The sequence below is a fragment of the Thiothrix fructosivorans genome, from assembly GCF_017349355.1.
Taxonomy (GTDB): domain Bacteria; phylum Pseudomonadota; class Gammaproteobacteria; order Thiotrichales; family Thiotrichaceae; genus Thiothrix; species Thiothrix fructosivorans.
Genome location: NZ_JAFMPM010000008.1, coordinates 1,059,492 through 1,080,158, shown reverse-complemented (window position 1 = coordinate 1,080,158; position 20,667 = coordinate 1,059,492). Strand labels below are relative to the sequence as shown.

Sequence of the window (20,667 nt, the reverse complement as noted above, 5' to 3'; positions counted from 1 at the left end):
TTACTCCTTGTTGTTCCCAGCAGGCGGTGCTGGTGCGGTTTCCGGTAGTTTACCTTCACCCATTTGCTGTTGCATCTGCTGCAATTGCTTCATGAGTTCCACCGTTTCTTTGGGCACGTCATCACTTTCTTCCAGTAACTGGATGATTTCAGGGGTAATGCCACCTTCCGTTTCAATCTGTTTCAAGATGTCTTCGGGAATGCCCATATCCGCCGAGTCGCCACCGGCTGGCATCTCCCCACCCATCCCTGCGGGCGCAAGCATCGCCACAAAATCAGCGAACGTCATCGCCTTGCCATTCAAGGTGACATTTTCACCTGCGAGGTCGAGGTCACTTTTGATTTTTTCACCGTCCATTGCAATCAATCCTTGTTCGGTTAACGGGGTTAACAGCATCTCTGTACCGGGCGGCAACAAGGCTTTATCGGCATCCAGCTTGATTTTGCCCTTCATCATTTTCGCCCAGTCGTTCGCGCCGTAGCTGGCAAGTGCCATCATATCGGGCGCACCAGTGCCAGTGTACGTCAGGTCAATATCCGCATTCAGCTTACCCTTCGGGCTTTCTGCCAATAGGACAGAATGCAAATGGCTTTGGTCGGTTTTCAGCACTTTGCCGAACATGACATTGACCATTTTACCGGATGCCTCGGTCAACTTAGTCATCAACTCTTGTTGCTTTTGCTGACCTTCGGGCGTTTCCATCGACTCCGCGCTCCACGCCATTTGGTTTTGAGCACTTTGCAATTCAGCTTGGATTTTACCTAATTCTTCGACACCCGCCACATCCAAACCGGTAATGTCTAAGGTGTAATCGACCTTGCTCAACGCATCTTCCACGCCTTTGATATTGCTGGCTTGCACCGCAACCTTGCCCGCCAAAACATTATCGTTACGCTGGCTATCGGACTGCATCGCCAAGTCGAAACTCACCGGAACAGTCGTGCCTTCTGCAAGGAAAGAGACCCCCGGCATTTTGATGTCAAACGTCCCCAAGGCTTGCCCGCCGATCATCCCCGTCACATTACCATCCACGCTCATGGAGGGCAGGGAAAATTGCGTGGTGGCATCTTTCACCTCAATTTTGCCTGCTTGCACATTAATCTCACCGAGCATATTGGCGGTGGATGTGCCAGACAAGGTAATGCTATCCACCACCGCTGTCGTGCCATCTTGATCGAGTTTCAGCGGATTGGTGGTGAAGTCGTAGCTTGAGCCGCCCCCAAAACCGATCACGGTATGACCCTCCAACGGCGCTTTGCCTGCAAATGCGGTAGTCAGCCAATCGCGCTGTTCCGCCGTGAGTGCATCCATATCCAAACGGGTATTGATACGCGCCGAACCAAACTGCACCGCGCTGCCGCCACCCAAGAAAATCGGGCCATTACTGATGTCGCTAATGAATTGAATCTCGCCGAGATCTTTCAGCGGTGCTATTTCCATCTGCAATTTGGTCACGGCTTTCGCCCCAAACGCACTTTTTTCGTAACTCACCAGTTCTTGTTTAAGGCCACTTTGCGCGGCTGCCTGATTTTGTTGTTCAATGAATTGCTTCAAAACGGTTTCAGTCTGTTGACCGACATACCAGTTAGTACCGCCCCATGCCGCCAGCAAGACAACGGGGACAGACAACAGCGTGACTAATTTTTTCATAATGTGATCCTATTTTTAGGTATTCTGACACGCGGTGCAGTGTATCAGAGAAAAAAGCTTCAACGACCCAGCATTTGCTTAAACGGCATTCCCAGTAAACGCAAGGTCACAAAATAACTAGCGAGTGCCAACCCAATTAAACCCGTGAGCCAACTCACTTTGAGCCACACCGTTGCAGTTTGCCACCACACATCGTTGGGCGAAACCAACCAAATCGCTGCACCCATTGCCACACACGCCGCGCCAATTTTGCTTAAGAAACCGCGCCAACCCGCTTCGGGGTCAAAGATGTGCTGCTTGCGCAGATGATAGAACAATAAGCCCGCATTCACGTATCCAGCCAATGCGGTTGCTAAGGCTAAACCCGCGTGCGCCCCCGCTATACCCGAAAAATACCACGGCAATACAATCACCACGTTCAACATCATGTTCGCAAAAATCGAAATCATGCCGATTTTTACCGGCGTGCGCGTGTCTTGGCGCGAATAGAAACCGGGGGCAAGCACTTTCACCAAAATGAAGCCGCTCAAACCCACCGCGTAAGTCATTAAGCTCAAGGATGACATTTGCACATCTTGCCAAGCAAATTCACCGTGCATCATCACGGTTGCCAGAATCGGCTTTGCCAGCAATACCAAACCCAGCGTAGCAGGCAAAGAAATCAGCAAGCCTAGCCGCAACGCCCAATCCATCGTATGCCGAAATTGCGTCGCATCCGCTTTGGCATGGTCACTCGACAGCTTGGGCAAAATCACCGTACCCAACGCCACGCCCACAATCGCCAGCGGCAATTCCACAAAGCGGTCAGAATAATACAACCACGAAATACTACCCACCGCCAAAAAGGATGCCAGCAACGTATTGATCAGCAAATTCAACTGCGCAATCGACGATCCAAACAAGGTCGGAATCATCAAGGTCATAATCCGACTCACGCCTTCATGCTTGCGGCGCACCCGAAAACGCGGCAACAAGCCCAAGCGCGTCAAGGTTGGCAACTGAAATACCAATTGCGCAATCCCCGCAAAAAACACGCCCCACGCCAGCGCCATGATCGGCTCATCAAAATACGGCGCACCCCATACTGCCGCCGCAATCATTACCACATTCAGCAACGCCGGAGTCAACGCGGGAATCGCAAACTTATGGAAAGTATTAAGGATACCGCTCACAAACGCGGTCAAGGAAATGAACAAAATATAGGGGAAGGTAATCCGCAGCATATCCACGGCTAAATCGGGGCGAGCACTCGGCTTACTCGCAAACCCCGGTGCAAACACCCACATCACAATAGGTGCGGCGACAATTCCAATCACGGTAATCACCAGCAGAATCAGTGCTAGATAACCCGCCACATGGTCAATCAAATCCTTGAGAGTTTCACGATCCTGCTTGGTTTTGTATTCCGACAACACTGGCACAAACGCCAGTGAAAACGCCCCTTCCGCAAATAGCCGCCGCAATAAATTCGGAATCCGAAACGCCACATAGAACGCATCCGTTGCCCCATCTACCGGAAAATAGCGGGCAACGATCATATCGCGCAACAATCCCAGCACGCGGGAAATCATGGTCATGGCACTGATCACAGCACCGGAACGCAATAAACGGCTCATTATTCAGGTTGGTTTCCATGCAAAGAAGCCACGATTCTGCCCGAATCAGGTGCAAAGGTCATGCAGGAAATGTGGATTTGCCGTCACATCTGCCCAAGCGCCGAATGCTCAAACAACATTTTGCCGACGTAACGCGCCCCTTCCTTGGTCAAATGCCGCCCATCATACGAAATCAAATTCAAGTCATCGGTAAACACAGGGCAACTCGCATCATTACCACACACCAAAGAATGCGGGTCAACAAACACCACACTTTGCCCCAAATGTTGCGCAAGACTAGCATTGATCTTTTGCGCTTCGGCACTATCCACTTCATTTTGCAATGCCTTGCGCTCCTCAGCGGACATCCGCAAATATTGACGAACGGTGATTTTGCCAAAAAACTTACTGCCCACCACCACCACTTTTTGTTGCGGCTTCAAGCCCAGTTGATGGATGGTTTGCGGCAATTCCTGCGCAATTTCTGGCTTCCAGCGTGCTGAAAAGATCACCAAATCGGCTTCCTGAATTTGCGCTTTAGCACGCTCCAAACTGTCAGCACGTTCTGGTTGCGCACAAAATGCCCGATCTTTGGCATCAATGAACTTGTCCGAATTGTCACCCACCACCGTCTGGCAACTGTACGGAATAAAGCGCAAACGGATTTGGTAATCCTGTAAATACTTGTTTTCTAAAACACTATTGAGGAAATCGCAGCCATAGCTATCCCCCACAATCAGCGCCTTTTTCTTCGTGCTACTGGTATCAAACGGCTTACCCTGTAAGGCACGGCATTGGGTAAACGCGTATTCCCCACTGGCTTTGCTATCCGCCGCCACCAGCAGGTTATTATTGGCTGAAGTCTCGGCAGCCGCTGCGACCGAACTCAACAGGATAACCATGCTGGCAAGCAACCATGCTGCTTTTCGTAACATGTCATCTCCTTCGTCGTAAAGTTGTGTTAAATAATGACTGCATACTATAGAACAGCTTGACACCTTTGCAGTATTCAAACTTTGCTCGACAAATAAATTGCTTGTATTAGCCAACACGACGTGCGGTACGTACCATAGCCTATGCAAATTCTTCTCTACAACGAACTCGACCCCAAAGCCATCACTGGCTTCAGCAAATGGCGCTCCTTCATGGAAGCCGACGACCTCAAATCCGCCGATGTCAAAAAGATTGGCGATAATTTGTACCGCGCCCGCCTCAACCGTAGTGACCGCCTGCTGTTAGCGTTCTATCACCATGCCGACACCCGCTACGCATTGGTCTTGGAATACCTGAAAAGCCACGATTACGCCGGTTCACGTTTCCTCAACCATGGCGCGGTCATCGACGAAGACAAAATCCCCGCGCTAGAACACGTACCCGATGACACGCCCGCCCTCGCCTACGTCAATCCGCAACACGGGCGTTTCAACCTGCTGGATAAAATCATCTCGTTTGACGACACCCAGCAAGCGGTGTTCGATCTTCAGCCGCCACTGGTGATTATTGGTTCAGCAGGCAGCGGTAAAACCGCCCTCACGTTGGAAAAGCTCAAAGCCTGCCCCGGCGACGTGCTCTACGTCACACTCTCCCCCTATCTGGTAAAAAATTCCCGCGACTTGTATTACGCGCACGACTATGCCAATCCGCACCAGCAAGTCGATTTTCTGTCCTTCCAAGAATTTCTGGAAAGCGTGCAAGTCCCCGTCGGCAAGCCCATCACCTTCCGAGACTTTGCCGACTGGTTCGGCCGTTTACCGCGTACCCCGATCAAAGACGCACACAAATTATTTGAAGAATTCAAAGGTGTACTGACGGGGCCTTCAGTCGAAACTGCGTATCTGAGCCGTGAGGCATACCTGAATTTAGGCATTAAACAATCCATTTTTCTGGATGACGAACGCCCCGCCGTCTATGACCTGTTCACCCGTTACCTCGCGTTTTTGCAGGAAACCAACCGCTACGACACTAACTTGCTCAGCCATCGCTACCTCAAACGCGTTGAGCCGCGCTACGACTGCGTGGTGGTCGATGAAGTGCAGGATTTAACCAATATCCAACTTTTCCTCATCCTCAAAACCTTGCGTGACCCGACCGGCTTTTTGTTGTGTGGTGATGCCAACCAAATCGTGCACCCCAATTTCTTTTCGTGGAGCAAGCTCAAAAGCCTGTTTTACACCCACGGGGAGTTAACGACTGACACTGACCTGATCTGCATTCTCAGCACCAATTACCGCAATTCGCCGCAAGTCACCGCGTTGGCAAATCGCTTGCTGCTGCTCAAAAATGCGCGCTTCGGCTCGATTGACCGCGAAAGCAACTACTTAGTCCACAGCAATGGGCATCTGCAAGGCGATGTCGTGTTCCTGCAAGACCGCGACAACATCCGCCGCGAACTCAATGCCAAAACGCGCACCTCCACCAAATTTGCCGTGGTCGTCATGCACGACGCGCAAAAAGCTGAAGCGCAGCAACATTTCAATACGCCGCTGGTGTTCTCGATTCAAGAAGCCAAGGGGTTGGAATACGACAATATTATTCTCTACAACTTCCTCAGCGCCGAGAGCAAGCGTTTCCGCGAGATCAGCAACGGGGTGAGTCACGCCGATTTGCAGCAAGAACTCAGCTACGCCCGCGCCAAAAATAAAACCGATAAGTCACTGGAAACCTACAAATTTTACATTAACGCACTCTACGTTGCCCTCACCCGTGCGGTGCGCAATCTGTATTGGATCGAAGCCGACCCCAAGCAGGCATTGCTGGAGTTGCTAGAACTACGCGATGCCCACGACACGCTCGCGTTGGACAATCAAAATTCCAGCTTCGCCGATTGGCAGCGCGAAGCCCACAAGCTCGAATTGCAAGGCAAACAAGCCCAAGCAGACCGCATCCGCCACGAAATTCTGCAACAGCGCGAACCCGACTGGACGGTTTACACGGGTGCGGCATTGCAACAATTGCACCAGCAAGCCCTGTACAGCAATAACAAAAAAGCCCGTCTCGCCTTGTTTGAAGTCGCCTTGGTACACGAAGACCGCCACTGCCTCCGCGATTTATTGCGCGTCAATTTTAAGCCAGCCAGTCACCCCGACAATGGCATCAAACAGCTTCAGCAAAAATATTACCTGCCCTACCAAACCAAAACCCCCGTGGCATTGCGCCAACAACTCAATCAATTCGGGGTCGATTTCCGCAACCCGTTCAACCAAACCCCGTTGATGGTGGCAACGTGGCTGGGCAAACCCGCCTTGGTGCAAGAACTCGCCGAACGCAACGCCAACCCCAGCTTGGTGGATAATAACGGCTTCACCGCGTTCCAAATTGCCTTGCAACAAGCCAGCAAGGACGACAAATACGCCAAACAACACCTCGGCAGCATTTACCAGCAATTAGCACCGGATAGCCTCAGCATTCAAGTCGATGGGCACTTGGTGAAACTCGACAAAAGTAGCATGGAATTTTTCTTGCTCAACCTATTGATTGCGCTGTTTTACCGCGTCATGCCCACTAAATTAGTGAAACGCGGCGCATTCGGCACGCAAGATATTCTCGATGCCATCGAACATTTCCCTGACAGCGTATTAGCCCCACACCGCCAGCAACGCGCTTACCTCTCCAGTATTTTCGCCAAAAATGAGATGTACCGCGCTGACAAACAAAACCGCAAATTGTTTTACCGCTTACGCCAAGGGCATTACGTCTTCAATCCGTCACTGATGGTCTTGGTGGAACATCAGTGGTTGAATATTTATGACCTGCTCAAGATCGACAAACTGGCTTATCGTCCTAGCAATAAAACGACGTGGTGGGATAATCACCTGCAAGAACATGGCGATCACTTGTTGGATAGTGGGCGGGCTTTTTTGCAGCAAGAACTTCAAAAAGTCCGGGAGCTACTCCTGAACGATGCGCTGTCCATGTTAAAAGTTCTCTGCGAGCAAGAGTTACACAAGATTCGGGAACACTAGGCCATGCTGAATTACAAACACTTGTACTATTTTCGTGAAGTCGCCACTTTAGGCAGCATTACCCGTGCCTGTGAAAGCCTCAACCTGACCCCACAAACCATCAGCGGACAGTTGCAACTGTTGGAGGAAGCGCTCGGCGTCAAACTGTTCCGCAAACAAGGGCGCAATCTGGAATTGACCGAAGCCGGCCACGTTGCCCGTCGTTATGCCGATGAAATTTTCCAACTGGGCAGCACCTTGGAACAGGCGGTGCGCAACCATCCTTCCACACAAGCACCGCTTTTCCGTGTTGGCGTAGTGGATGTTGTGCCGAAAACCATTGCGTACAAATTGCTAGAACCCGCTATGCAGCTCAGTCCGCAAATTCATATTGTTTGTACCGAAGGCCCGTTGCCGGACTTACTGAGTGAGCTAGCGATGCACCGTATTGAATTGGTGATTGCCGACAAACCCATGCCGAATACGATGGCGATTAAAGGCTTTTCGCATCAACTCGGTTTCAGCGGCATCAGCTTCTTTGCGCATACAAGCATCAAAGTGCGATTACAAGGGCAATTTCCGGCGTGCTTAGACAACGCGCCCTTGTTAATTCCCAGCGAAGGCACGTCGGTACGCAACGAGTTGGAGAATTGGTTTCATCAGCAACAATTACGTACCAATATTGTAGGGGAGTTCGATGACAGTGCCCTGATGCGAGCGTTTGGCTTTGCGGGAACAGGGGTATTTGTTGCCCCGTCCGTACAAGAAGACACTTTCACGAAAGAACCTGATATTCATTGCCTTGGACAAGCGACAGGCGTACTAGAACAGTTTTTTGCCATTTCTGTGGAGCGGCGCATTAGCCACCCTGCGGTGCTGGCGATTACCAAACACGCGCAGGACTGGCTACACACCAAAGCGATGCTCTGATTACAGACCGAAATCGTCCGCAGGGAGATTCAAGTCGCGGCAAATATCACGCACCACTTGCTTTTCCTTGTCGTCAAACGAGCCATCCGCGCTGCCGATTGCCATGCAAACACGCACCATTAAACGGGCGGCATCGGGTTTGCTACGCAATTTACCGATCATTTTCAAAGCTTCGGCTTTACCGATTTCATTGTCAAACTCAAAGCCTTCCGTGATTTTGTTGAAAACAGCAATCACGTCTTTAGTGTCAAAAACTTTTAATTCATTGGATTGCTGGATGAACTTCATCATCTTTTGCTTTTCAGACGAATCAATACTGCCATCCGCAGCGGCAACTAAACCGCAACCAGCTACACAGGCTTCCATGAATTCACGGTTTTTGAATTTACCGACTTCTGTGACTAATTTGTCACGCGCTTCGCTAGCTTTCTCTTTCAACGTATCAAAAAATGACATTTCATAATCTCCTTACAAGTTAGGCTTCTGCCAATAATTTCTTTTTGTGACGCAGTGATGACACAATCGACAACACAATAAACGCCACACCAATCAAGCCGGTAATGACTTCGGGAATATGGTAGTGAATGCTAAACAGCATGATGAACGCCAATGCACCGATTCCGTAATGTGCACCGTGCTCCAAATAAATGTACTCATCCAAAGTGCCTTTGTGTACCAAATGTACCGTCAGAGAACGTACAAACATCGCGCCAATCGCCAGACCCAACATAATAATAACCACATCTTTAGTGATCGCAAATGCACCGATTACCCCATCAAAGGAGAACGACGCATCCAATACTTCCAAGTACAAAAAGCCTGCTAAACCATTACGTTTAACGCTTTTAACAACCGCATCACCTTCAGCTTCGTCTTCAAAAAACACATCTAAGCTACTAACCGCAATGTATAACACCACACCCGCTAAACCAGCCACTAACACGGTTAAACGCGTTGCATCGCTAATGGGCAGGAATTCTTGCAACAAAAACAACATAATTAAGGCTAACAGCACACTAATCACGTCGAGCTTACCCATTGCACTCATGCGTTCTTCGATAGCATGAATCCAATGCACATCCTTTTCGTTGTCGAACATAAAGCTCAGGAATACTAGCAATAAGAACATGCCACCAAACGCAGCGATACCCGCATGGCTTTCCATCAAATGGCGGGAATATTCCTCTGGGCTATTCAACGCCATGCTCATGACATCCCATGCACCCAAGCCTGTAGCAACCGCAACAATGACAATCGGGAACACCAAGCGCATCCCAAAGACCGCAATCAAAATACCCACGGTTAGGAATAATTGCTGCCATTTCGCATCCATTTCTTTGAGGATAGACGCATTGACTACCGCATTGTCAAACGACAAGCTGACTTCCATCACCCCCAACACGAGCACCAAGAAAACGGCAGTCGCGATCCCCATTGTGGTGGTTGCTCCCCACCAAATAGCCACGCCCACACACAGCAGCGTGACTAAAAACGAATATTTAAAATCTTGAAACATATCACTTACTAACATTAAATGAAGTAGAGACAAAACAGGCATCCTCAAAAAGATGCCTGTCGCAAAGCAAGTGCATTAATCACAATGCCTTACTGATTTAGCCAAGGTTAACACCCATTGATGGTAAGCGTTCACGCCGTCTGTAGCGGGTTAGAAGCTAACGGTTGAGCCAAAGGGAAGCGCACCGAGACAGACTTATGAGCCAAGCCTTGTGAGCAAATGTCCCGCATCAATATCGCCATATTCATCCCCAATTGACGTGCCGTCCCCAGCACGGTCATCACCGTTGGACGGAATCTGTCACCTTGTGCCGACTGGCTGGCAAAGCTGGTTTTCCGCCATTGCACATACGGCCTGATCACCCGCTCGGCACGGTTATTGGTGAGGGGAATGCGACTATCCTTGAGGAAAGTCCAACACATCGCCTCATCCTTGAGCAAATGCTTGCATTGGTTGGTGGTGCGTTTGCAATTCTCCAATGCCAAGCCTTTGTTGAGCGTGGCTTGGAAGCTGCGGCGCAAGCGGAGTATCCGCCGTTGGTAGCGAGCGGCTTCATCGGGTTGTTGTTGCCAGCGGTGATGGGTGCGGACGGTGGTATAGGCGAGTAACAACAGGCGTTTGCCCACGCTTCCCCCTTCGCCGCAACGCCCCGCCATTTTGCGGAAGTGGCGGATCAAATGCGCCCAACACAGTTGCCGCCGTTCGGGTGGGACGTTGCCGTAACCACTGAAGTGGTCGGTGACCAGATAGCCAGTAAAGCTGCCCAACAAGGCATCGGCGGCGGCCTTGCCGCGTGAGTAATGGGTCATGAAGTAACTCACGCTATGGTCAGCCAATGCCCATAACCAGTAAGTGTTCGTACCGCGATAATGGCGGGTTTCATCGGCGTGGCATACCGCTTGTCCGCGTACATACTGACCTACTTGACGGTATAGCGGCCCCATCCACGGAATGGCTTTGCCTTGCGCCTTGCTGATAGCCCCAGTGCTAAAACGCACGTGGCACATTTCCCACAACAGAACCTGGATCTGGCGCATGGATAGGCGGAACTGACCACTCAAAATCACCACCCAGGCGATCACGCCTGCACCCATTTGACCGCTCGGCACCCAATCCGGCCACTGGCTGTGGTGCTTGATGCCGCAGGATTGGCAAACACCCTGATAAAACTGGTGTTCCGTCACGTCCGGTGGCGGCGGTGGAGCAATATCCGTGACCTGATGGCGGTAAGGGTTTCCCCAATCAATCGCCACTGCCCCACCACAGGAACAGGTGCTTTCAGGGAAATACTGTTCGGTACGGGTCACTTGTTCGGGAGGATATAACGCCCGTTCGTGACGCGGATGCCCCGGTTGCCCACCGTGTGGGCGGCTACTCCCCTTGCGTTTGGGACGCAACGCCCGTTGTTCCGGGCTGTCGGAGGACGGCGCTTTGGAACTGTTACGCGAACTGCTGCCGAATTTGGCAACCAGTTCTTCCAGTTGTTTTTGCAGCATTTCGACTTGTTGCTCCAGCACCGCCACCCGTGCCACTTGCTTCTCCAACTCAGTTATCCGTTCCTGTTGGCGCACGATCACCTGATGCGCTTCATCCAGTGTCGTGGGTAAGGTAGGAACGGCGGCTAACAAGGGGTAAATGACTCGCTGTTGGGATGGGGTGAATTTACTACAAGTTCGCTGGAATGCCTAATAGAGGGCGTGAACGCTTACCACCCATTGATGCTGCCATTGGGCCTAAACCACCAGCAAAACCTTGACCGACTGCTTTAAACTTCCAGTCCGCATTATTGCGGTATACTTCGCCAAACAGCATAGCCGTTTCAACGCTAGCATCTTCAGACAGGTCGTAACGTGCAATTTCTACGTTGTCCGCCGCATTCACTAAACGAATATACGCATTGCTCACTTGACCAAAGTTTTGCTTACGCGCTTCCGCATCATGAATGGTAACAGCAAATACCAGCTTCTTAACATTTTCGCCCATCGCCGCAAGGTTTAATTTCACTTGCTCATCATCACCAGCGCCTTCGCCGGTTTTGTTATCGCCCAGATGTTCGACATTGCCGCACGCGGATTTCTTGTTGTTGTAAAAAATAAACGAGTCATCCGACAATACTTTACCGTCTTCACCCAACATAAAAGCGGAGGCATCTAAGTCAAAGCCAGCACCGTCCGTTGCACGCGTATCCCAACCCAAACCGACCAATACGCCGGTTAAACCGGGTGCTTCTTTAGTTAAAGAAACGTTGCCACCTTTTTGTAAACTAACAGCCATTGTAAAAATCCTTTATCTTAATCATTTAATAAAAACATTAACCAATGCTAATGCCGTATTGGTCACACATTGCTTTTAAACCGCCCGCATAACCTTGCCCAACAGCACGGAATTTCCATTCGGCATTATTGCGGTACAGTTCACCGAACACCATCGCGGTTTCAGTGGAATAATCTTCTGCTAAATCGTAACGCACGATTTCCGTTCCTGTGGCATCATTAACGACACGAATAAACGCATTCGCGACTTGCCCGAAATTCTGACGACGAGCTTCAGCATCATGAATCGTCACAGTAAACGCCACTTTGGTAATCTCGGCAGGCACTTTGCTCAAATCCACTTTCATGGATTCATCATCGCCATCACCCTGCCCCGTGCGGTTATCGCCGGTGTGTTCCACTGAACCATCGGTGGATTTCAGTTGGTTGTAGAAAATAAAATCGGCATCGCCGCGCACTTTGCCACTGGCGGTCAGCAAAAATGCACTAGCATCAAGGTCGAAACTTGTGCCATCGGTGCTACGTTCATCCCACCCTAAACCGATCAGGATTTTGCTTAAACTAGGGTCAGTTTTGCTTAAGGAAAGATTGCCGCCTTTTTGTAAACTTAAAGCCATGTCACACTCCTTTTATTTTAACACTTATTTTGAACCAGCTCGCCAGTTTAAGCCCCAGCGATAGGCTTGATCCATTTCTTGATGCCCTTTGAAATAACGCACTTCGCGATTGACTTGCAATGCGCCATTGACGTTTTCCAGCAAGACCACCGCACACATGCCCAATGAATTGCCACCTTCGGTCAAACGAATTTCCAAGGGCGGTTCATTCGGCACGTAAATGGTGACGATACCATCGGTTTTTGCCCAATTGGGCGCACCTTCGTAGATGAAGGCATACACCAAAATACGCTTAAAGGTTTGCCATTGCTGCCCGTTAATGTGCAACCATTCACCTTCAGAAATTGCGCCCGTGCGGTCATCGCCTTTCAGTTCAATAAACGGGTCACTGCGGAATGAACCGAAGCGGTTGCCTAGTGATTGAATCGCGCTGATCGTGCCATCGCGCTGTTCGTATAGGCAACCTACATCCAAATCCACGCCTTTATTGCCACCACCGAACAGACCGCCCAGCAATCCACCGCTTTTAGGCGCAGGCTGGTTATCACGATTCCAATTTAGATTGATGCGGATTTCGCCAAAGCCCTCGGTTTTCTTTTCCAAACTCACGCGGGGTTTGGCTTTATCCAAGGTCACTTTGCTCAGGGAAATCGGCTTTTTCGCAGGCGCAGCAGGTGCTGGAGTCGGCGGTGCAGCGGCGGGCGCAGGTGCATCACTAATATCCACCCCAAAATGTTCGGCTAAGGGCTTCAAACCACCCGCAAAGCCTTGCCCCACGGCACGGAATTTCCACTGCCCTTGACGCAAATACAATTCGCCCAGAATCAATGCCGATTCCACCATGCCAGTGGCAGGCAAGGTTGCGACAAGCACCGCTTGCCCCGCCGCATTTTTCACCGTCACTTGCAAGCTGGTGAACGCACCGAAGGTTTTGCGGTTTTCGTGAATCGTCGCGGTAAAGGCAATTTTTTCCGTGCCAGCAAGCAGTTTCGGAATGTCCACGTTGAATTCAGCGCGTCCCACTGCGTTGGCAACGAATGCTACGCTGCCGTTACCGGGGCGGGGTTGCCCGTAGAACACCATGTCATCGTCGCCACGCACTTTGCCGGTGCTTGCCAGTACGAAGGCAGAAATATCCACCTCCGCCCCGCTGACTTGCGCAGGCGACAACGTGACCTCAACCTGAAGTTTTTCAGGCGGTACAGGGCAATTTGCCCCAGCAACCAATTGTGTCACTGACATCGCGTTGCTCCTAGATGGCGGCCAATACCGCAGGCATCATGTCTTTCGCCACTGCACCCGCCGTCGGCGTACCGACCGCTTTCATCTGCCAGCCCGCCCCGTTACGGCTCACAATCGCCATGACCACGCCGGTATGCGCACCTTTTTCAGACAGGTTAAATTTCGCCAGTTCGGTGTTATTGGTGTCATCGACTAAGCGGCAAAACGCGCCTTCGACTTCGTTAAAGGTTTGCCCACGGAATGAACACACAGTAAACGCTAAATGCGCCACCTCACTCGGCAAACGGCTCAGGTCAACGAAAACGACTTCATCATCGCCCGAACCTTCACCCGTCAAGTTGTCGCCGGAATGCTTGATTGAACCGTCACGGCTTTGCAGTTGTTGAAACCACACCACATCCAACAGGTTTTTCTGCGCATCCAGCAATAAGCAAGATGCATCAAGGTCGATGTCTTGCGCCGCACCGCCACTAAACATACTGCCGAAAAAACCGCTCTTCTTTGGCGCAACTGCCGGATCCCAACCCAAGCCCATACGGACTTTACTCAGACCACCGCCACCGCTTTTTTCCAAAGAAATACGTTGACCTTTGCTTAAACTAACAGCCATGAGAATCTCCATCCTTTTGTATTGTTTAATGCCAGCATCTTAGAGAGAGCCTCCAAAGCAAGCAACACTCACCTAGAATTATCGGGTTATTTCAGCTTAATGGTTGTAATACCACCGGCGTACTCACCTCACTAACCCGCAAGCCGTAACGGATAGGTGGCACATGCACCGCTGCACCGCTGAGGCTTTGCAGGAAAATCGCCGCCACATTCACGCCTGCCAAACACGCCATCCCAAAGCCACCCGCAGGGCGCGGATTGATCTCTAATAAACGCGGTTCACCCGCCGCATTTGCTTTAAATTGGATATTGAATAAACCATTCAAGCCATAATGCGCGGTTAAACGCTCCACCATGCCTTGAATCGCCGCGTTATTGTCGATGGTTTGCCCGTAACCCGCTTGCGGATGTTTCTGGCGTTGAATCGCACACAGCAACTGCCCATTACGCCCCGCACAATCCACACTCCATTCCACGCCGGACAAATGCTCCATCACCAGCAACTCGGGGAATTGCGAGGTATGTTCCATGCCCGCCCGCAGCTCCACCAAGGGGATTTCATATTCCACACCCTTCAGCAGATGCGTAATGCTGTCACGCTGCGTATCCAGAATACGAAACCCCAAACCAAACACGGACACCGCAGGCTTTACACACAACGCCGCATGGTATTGCGACAATTCCGCTATGGCTTGATCAAAACCGGCGGTATCCGTCACCGCACGGCAAGCCATTGCCTGTGCAACCTCAGCAGGCAAGGTGCGGTAAAAGTTCCCTTTGTGATTGAGCAATGCCAAAGTTTCCGGCGATGCCACCGCAATAAGCTGCGTGCCCAAGCCCGCAAAATCTGCCTGATGTTGCACGATTAACACCGACTCTTTCGCAGGCCAAAAGTAATCGACACGGTGCTGCTGACAAAATTGCAAACACCATTCGACATAAGCCAAACCCACCAAACCGGCGGGTTCAACGAACGCCTCGGCTGCCGCCAGAAATGCCGAGGCTGCCGGATTGGTATGGCTGTAAATAACGGTTACACCCCCCTCAATACGCGCTTGGCGCAGGTTGTGGAACACGGAACTGATACTGGAAAATGTTTTGTTAAACCAAATACGCATAGTAGGCTCTGTCTAAAAATTTTAATAATAATGACGGCAGCTAGTATGCCTTATCTATGGCAAAGATTTTAGGCATTTTTAGCGGCATTTTTGCTATCATGCCAGCCATAACAAGACAGCTCGGTAACAATAATGATGATGAATTTACCCGTAGGCGCAAACCTGCTGTTAAGCGGCACACGCTGGAGCAGCACCCTCACCTTTCCGCACGACATTCGCCACGATTTAGGTCTGGCAGTATTGGCTGTTAATGATGAAAAGCAATTAGTTAGCGCACCCTATTTGGCTCATGCCACCGCCCCCGCGTGGACAAACGCACACTTGAATGAAGTGGGTACAAGTTACACCGTAACACTTGATGTTACCCAATTACCCAATGCCAACATTAGCCATGTGTACCTCGCCTTATACCGTTACGGCGCACGTGGCCCTGTCGATGTCGGTAGCCACGTCACGGTGCAAATGGATGAGGTGTTTAGCCACCCCCTTGCCTTGGGTGAAATGCAGGCATCCGCCCTGCTCGTGACCGAATTTTACCGCCGAGCGGGGCAATGGAAAGTGCGTGCATTGGCAGAAACGTCCGCCTATGGTCTGGCAGCGCTAGGGCGCAGAATGGGCATGGACATTGATGAAAGCTCGCCATTTACTTCCCCAAGCAACCCCGAACCACGCGCAGGCAATTGGACAGGCACCGCCTTTTTGGTTGCCCCGCAAGTCTTCATGACCAACGCGCATGTTGCCGATGGTGCAAGTCGCATTCGCCTCAGCTCCTTGCAAGGCAATCTCGATGCCGAACCCATTATCAGCGATAGCACCAACGATCTGGCTTTGCTACGCATCACCACAACCCCGCCCTGCCAACCGTTAACGTTTCGCAACGGCGGCGTAGGGTTAGCGCAAGCCATCACCACGTTAGGGTATCCGCTGGCAGGCTTGATGGGCAGTGGCATTCAAGTCACCCAAGGCGTTATTTCGGGCTTGTTTGGAGCGCACAATGATATTCGCCTGTTGCAATTTACGGCACCAATCCAACCCGGTTCGAGCGGCAGCCCTTTGCTGGATGAAACGGGTGCAGTGTTGGGCGTGGTGTCATCCACGTTTACCCACGCGCAAAACATGAATTTTGCCATCCGTCACAGTTTGGCGATTGCACTGATGGAAGCGGCTAGTATTCAATACACCCTGCAAACCAACGCCCAAATGCTATCCGCCGCGCAAATGGTGGCACAAACGCAAAACGCCATTTGGCGGGTCGAATGCGCGGGTTAACCACGTTTATATCGGACTAAAGTCCGACCTACAAAAGGACGATAGTTTCATGCAAATCAACGTTGCCCTCGAACAGGGCACGCTCAATCTCACCATTGAATCCGGTACACACGCGCCGGACGAGCTGTTTGGCTTTGCGCAGCGCCGCAACCCGAAACGTGCTTTTCTATTTGTTTCCAAAGTGTTGGGAAGGCATATTCCGGTATCGCCTGCGGTCATGCGCAACGCCACTGACACGCTTGCCGCACAAATCCCCCGCGACTTACCGGGCCCTGTCGTGGTGATTGGCATGGCAGAAACCGCGATTGCCTTGGGTGCTGGGGTGCAGCAAGCCCTTTGTCGTGACCGTGACGACACGCTGTATTTGTGTACCACGCGCCACCCGCTGGACTTGCCGGTGTTGGTCGAATTCCGCGAAGAACACAGCCACGCCACTCAGCAAGTGCTGCACCTGCCGCAACACGCTGCCGATGTCGAATTGCTACGCACCGCACGCTCCTTGGTGTTGGTCGATGACGAAGCCTCCACCGGCAAAACCTTCGCCAACCTGCTGGAAGCCTTGCAACACGCGGGGCTAGATCAATTTGAACACATTGTCGCCGCGACCCTCACTGACTGGTCGGGCGGAGCAGCCGCTGAACGGTTGGGCAAACGCGCTATTGCCGTTTCACTGCTGTCAGGACATTGGGACTGGCAAGCTAACGATGCGCCCCCACCCGAAATGCCGCAAGTCGATGTGCTCGGTACGGGTGAATGGCACGCCAACCCCGCGAATGATTGGGGACGTTTGGGCGTGCGCCAGCATCGGGTTTCCACCTTCAACATCAACGTCACCGCTGGCGAACGCATTCTGGTATTAGGCACAGGCGAATTCGTCTGGCCGCCGTACCTGTTGGCGGAATATCTAGAACAGCAAGGTGCGACGGTACATTTCAGTGCGACCACCCGCTCGCCGATTGCGTTAGGGCATAGCATCCAACACCGCTATTGCTTGCACGATAATTACGGGCAAGGCATTGCCAACTTCCTCTACAACGTCGTGCCAAGCGACTACGACCGCATCTTGCTGTGCAGCGAACCACCTGCGCATTTGCTGGATAAGGAACTGATCACTGCTTTGAACCCAACGTGTCTGGAGTTCTACCCGTGAAGCCCTTGTTACTCACCGACCTTGACGACACGCTGTTCCAGACAGCGCGAAAGATGCCAGCGGATGCGGACAAAATCCCCGCCGCACAAGGCAAAACCAGCGACAGCGGCAGCTTCATGCACCCGTGGCAACACGATTTCATCCACTGGGCGCTAGATTGCATGACGGTGATTCCGGTGACGGCGCGAGGCATTGCCTCTTTCAAACGTGTTCACCTACCCTTCCAACACGGCGCGGTATGCGTCCACGGCGCGGCGATTCTGCAAACGGATGGCACACTTGACCCCGACTGGCATTCACAGATGCAACCACAGCTTGCTGCTTACCAAGACCGCTTGCCTGCCATGTTGGCAACGGCACTGCAAATCGGTGAAACGCTGGGGTTATCTTTACGTGGCTGGCTGGAATCGGTAGAAGATACGGCGGCGTATCTGGTGATCAAAAGCAATACCGCCAGCACAGCAGACCTCCAGCAACTGCTGCACAGCTTACGTGAAACTCTTAACTTGCAAGGCTTCTACACCCACATGAATGGCAACAACTTGGCGCTGCTGCCCGATTTCGTCAACAAACGCGCAGCAGCGGCAGAAATTCTGCGGCGGCACACGGCTGAACAGGGACGTGTCCCCGTGTTTGGCATGGGCGATAGCGTGTCCGATTTGGGCTTTATGCGCTTGTGTGACTTCGCGGCGTTTCCACCAAATACGCAAATTTGTAGGTCGTTGTCATGAACCCCGCTGACGCTTTTCACGGCTCGTATCCGCCTAGCGATGTGACGTTTTTGCTGCGGCAAGTCGCGTTGGCGACCACGGATATTGCCGAAAAAGAACGCTTAATCCAAAGCGGGCAGCGCCATTATTCGGAAATGCTCAGTGTGGAATCCGCCCCCGATGCAGCACACTTAGCTTTGTTCCAACAAGCACTTGATGACGGGCGCGAACGCTTGGCGCGTGAAGTTCAAGCCCTCGCGCTGACCTTACAGCAACGCCGCCCCAACCGCCCGATTGTACTGGTGAGCTTTGTACGCGCAGGCGTGCCGCTGGGCGTGTTGCTGGTACGCGCTTTACGTGATTTAGGTGTGGACAGCACCCATTACGGCATCAGCATTATCCGTGACAAAGGCATCGACCACGCCGCCGTGGACTGGATTGCACAACGCCACGCCTTCGCCGACATTGTGTGGGTAGATGGCTGGGTCGGCAAAGGCGCGATTCACACCGAACTGCAAGCCTCACTAGGCTCACGTTACCCTGACGGCGACATTCCCTTAGCCGTATTGGCTGACCCTACCGGCAAAGCATGGCTTGCCGCATCGGGAGAAGATTGGCTGATTCCGTTTGGCGTATTGGGAACAACGGTTTCCGGCTTGGTATCGCGCTCGATCTTAACGCAGGATGGTGGCTGGCACGCGTGCGTCAACTACCAACAGCTAGCCGCGCACGATGTCAGCAATGCTTTCATCAGCGACGTGGATGCTTGCCGCCGTCAACAAGCGGATGTCAGCCCGTGCGTCTGGTCAAATGCACAACGGCAACCACTGCTTGCCCTGTCACACACCACGATTGCGCACTTAGTAGAAACGCATCAGATTACCAACCTTAACCGCCTCAAACCGGGGATTGCCGAAGCCACGCGTGCCGTCATGCGCCGCGTACCGGAACATATTCTGGTACAACGCCTCGATGACCCCAACATCCGCTTGTTACGCCACTTAGCCGCAGCACGGAGTATTCCCCTGCAAGCGGTCGGTGACACACTTGCGCCCTACCGTGCCATCACAATTATTAAGAAAACCACATGACACCAACCCTATCCCCTTACCGTTTGGGCGCAACTTTGTACATGCCCGCCACACGCCCCGACTTGCTGGACGTGATTTTGCACCAAAAAATTGCCGACCTGCGCTCGATGGTGATTTGCCTCGAAGACTCCCTGCGCGAGGATGAAGTCATTGCTGGTCTGGATAATCTCCAGCAGTGCTTGCACGAATTACACCCGCCGAACGAGCGCGATTCACGTCCGCTGGTATTTATCCGCCCACGCCACCCACGCATGGCGCACGACATACTGACACTGGATGGGATTGACAGCATCGACGGCTTGGTGCTACCGAAATTCGACAATCATTCCTTCGCGGATTGGTATTCCGTCGTGCAAAACGCCCCACCGCATTGGATGTTCATGCCCACGCTAGAAACGGCGCAAGTGCTGGATGAACGTGCTGTGCGCCAGTTGTGCGAACAGTTGCAACATGAAGGTATTAAGTCGCGCATTCTTGCGTTGCGGATTGGTGGCAATGATTTATTGTCGTGTTTGCGGCTGCGTACTCACCATGCGCACACGCTGTACGATGGCCCCTTAGGGCATGTGGTGGCGATGTTGGTGACGCATTGTGTGCCCGCCGGTTTTAACCTGACCGCGCCTGTATTTGAATATTTCCAAGACCACAGCGTGTTGCAGGCAGAATTCCAGCGCGATTTATTGCACGGCTTGGTGGGCAAAACGGTGATTCACCCCAGCCAGATTGCGGTGATCCAGCAAGCCTTGAAAGTCGATAGCCGCGATTACGAAGCAGCACGACGGATTTTAGATGATTCTATGCCAGCAGTATTCCAGTTTAACGGCGCAATGTGTGAGCCTGCCACGCATCACCATTGGGCAGTGCAAATCATGGAACGTGCCACGTATTTTGGTTGCCACCTGCATACCGTTAGCAACGTACAACCCCACATTTGCCCTGTTATTTTTCCATAGTAT

18 protein-coding genes are annotated in these 20,667 nt (G+C 52.0%); 7 read left to right on the top strand and 11 right to left on the bottom strand.

Annotated features, from left to right (window positions below; all coding sequences use genetic code 11):
* The 3 genes from J1836_RS19460 to J1836_RS19450 all read right to left on the bottom strand — a co-directional run bounded on the left by J1836_RS19460 (position 1) and on the right by J1836_RS19450 (position 4,180).
* On the bottom strand, positions 1-1,650 hold the full coding sequence (locus J1836_RS19460) for a DUF945 family protein (RefSeq protein ID WP_207252787.1): 1,650 nt from the start codon (positions 1,648-1,650) through the stop codon (positions 1-3).
* 59 nt (positions 1,651-1,709) lie between these two features.
* On the bottom strand, positions 1,710-3,266 hold the full coding sequence (gene murJ, locus J1836_RS19455; protein WP_207252785.1) for a murein biosynthesis integral membrane protein MurJ: 1,557 nt from the start codon (positions 3,264-3,266) through the stop codon (positions 1,710-1,712).
* A gap of 83 nt (positions 3,267-3,349) precedes the next feature.
* Positions 3,350-4,180: an SGNH hydrolase domain-containing protein gene (locus tag J1836_RS19450; RefSeq protein ID WP_207252783.1), complete on the bottom strand. Its 831-nt coding sequence runs from the start codon at positions 4,178-4,180 to the stop codon at positions 3,350-3,352.
* 141 nt (positions 4,181-4,321) lie between these two features.
* Between J1836_RS19450 and J1836_RS19445 the strand changes: the two genes are divergently transcribed.
* Together J1836_RS19445 and nhaR are read left to right on the top strand one after the other, a co-directional pair.
* The gene (locus tag J1836_RS19445; RefSeq protein WP_207252781.1) at positions 4,322-7,207 is read left to right on the top strand and encodes a UvrD-helicase domain-containing protein; all 2,886 of its coding nucleotides are present in this window, start codon (positions 4,322-4,324) and stop codon (positions 7,205-7,207) included.
* A 3-nt stretch (positions 7,208-7,210) separates the two neighbouring features.
* Positions 7,211-8,116: a transcriptional activator NhaR gene (nhaR, locus tag J1836_RS19440; protein WP_207252779.1), complete on the top strand. Its 906-nt coding sequence runs from the start codon at positions 7,211-7,213 to the stop codon at positions 8,114-8,116.
* Here nhaR and J1836_RS19435 read toward each other — a convergent pair whose 3' ends face one another.
* From J1836_RS19435 to J1836_RS19400, 8 genes are all read right to left on the bottom strand, one after another.
* Positions 8,117-8,572 (bottom strand): tellurite resistance TerB family protein, encoded by a 456-nt coding sequence (locus J1836_RS19435; RefSeq protein WP_207252778.1) that lies wholly within the window; start codon positions 8,570-8,572, stop codon positions 8,117-8,119.
* A gap of 19 nt (positions 8,573-8,591) precedes the next feature.
* A complete protein-coding gene (locus tag J1836_RS19430) occupies positions 8,592-9,632 on the bottom strand; it encodes a DUF475 domain-containing protein (RefSeq protein ID WP_207252776.1) in 1,041 nt (346 codons plus the stop codon).
* A gap of 131 nt (positions 9,633-9,763) precedes the next feature.
* Positions 9,764-11,260, bottom strand: a complete 1,497-nt coding sequence (gene tnpC / locus J1836_RS19425) for an IS66 family transposase (RefSeq protein ID WP_207250294.1) — start codon at positions 11,258-11,260, stop codon at positions 9,764-9,766.
* Positions 11,261-11,297: 37 nt separating this feature from the next.
* The gene (locus tag J1836_RS19420) at positions 11,298-11,906 is read right to left on the bottom strand and encodes a TerD family protein (protein WP_207252774.1); all 609 of its coding nucleotides are present in this window, start codon (positions 11,904-11,906) and stop codon (positions 11,298-11,300) included.
* 37 nt (positions 11,907-11,943) lie between these two features.
* A complete protein-coding gene (locus J1836_RS19415) occupies positions 11,944-12,522 on the bottom strand; it encodes a TerD family protein (RefSeq protein ID WP_207252772.1) in 579 nt (192 codons plus the stop codon).
* 24 nt (positions 12,523-12,546) lie between these two features.
* Positions 12,547-13,764 (bottom strand): TerD family protein, encoded by a 1,218-nt coding sequence (locus J1836_RS19410; protein ID WP_207252771.1) that lies wholly within the window; start codon positions 13,762-13,764, stop codon positions 12,547-12,549.
* A 10-nt stretch (positions 13,765-13,774) separates the two neighbouring features.
* The gene (locus tag J1836_RS19405; RefSeq protein WP_207252769.1) at positions 13,775-14,374 is read right to left on the bottom strand and encodes a TerD family protein; all 600 of its coding nucleotides are present in this window, start codon (positions 14,372-14,374) and stop codon (positions 13,775-13,777) included.
* 91 nt (positions 14,375-14,465) lie between these two features.
* A complete protein-coding gene (locus J1836_RS19400) occupies positions 14,466-15,491 on the bottom strand; it encodes an ATP-grasp domain-containing protein (RefSeq protein ID WP_207252768.1) in 1,026 nt (341 codons plus the stop codon).
* A gap of 132 nt (positions 15,492-15,623) precedes the next feature.
* Between J1836_RS19400 and J1836_RS19395 the strand changes: the two genes are divergently transcribed.
* From J1836_RS19395 to J1836_RS19375, 5 genes are read left to right on the top strand one after another with little or no spacing between them, the layout of a single operon-like run.
* Positions 15,624-16,760 (top strand): trypsin-like peptidase domain-containing protein, encoded by a 1,137-nt coding sequence (locus J1836_RS19395; RefSeq protein ID WP_242632928.1) that lies wholly within the window; start codon positions 15,624-15,626, stop codon positions 16,758-16,760.
* 49 nt (positions 16,761-16,809) lie between these two features.
* A complete protein-coding gene (locus tag J1836_RS19390; RefSeq protein ID WP_207252767.1) occupies positions 16,810-17,910 on the top strand; it encodes a phosphoribosyltransferase domain-containing protein in 1,101 nt (366 codons plus the stop codon).
* On the top strand, positions 17,907-18,641 hold the full coding sequence (locus J1836_RS19385; RefSeq protein WP_207252766.1) for an HAD family hydrolase: 735 nt from the start codon (positions 17,907-17,909) through the stop codon (positions 18,639-18,641). The genes J1836_RS19390 and J1836_RS19385 overlap by 4 nt, the downstream gene beginning before the upstream one ends.
* Positions 18,638-19,711 carry a cysteine protease StiP domain-containing protein gene (locus J1836_RS19380; RefSeq protein WP_207252765.1) on the top strand — a complete coding sequence of 358 codons (1,074 nt, stop codon included), beginning with the start codon at positions 18,638-18,640 and terminating at the stop codon, positions 19,709-19,711. Before J1836_RS19385 ends, J1836_RS19380 begins: the two co-directional genes overlap by 4 nt.
* Positions 19,708-20,664: an HpcH/HpaI aldolase/citrate lyase family protein gene (locus J1836_RS19375; RefSeq protein ID WP_207252764.1), complete on the top strand. Its 957-nt coding sequence runs from the start codon at positions 19,708-19,710 to the stop codon at positions 20,662-20,664. The genes J1836_RS19380 and J1836_RS19375 overlap by 4 nt, the downstream gene beginning before the upstream one ends.
* The last annotated feature ends 3 nt before the right edge of the window (positions 20,665-20,667 follow it).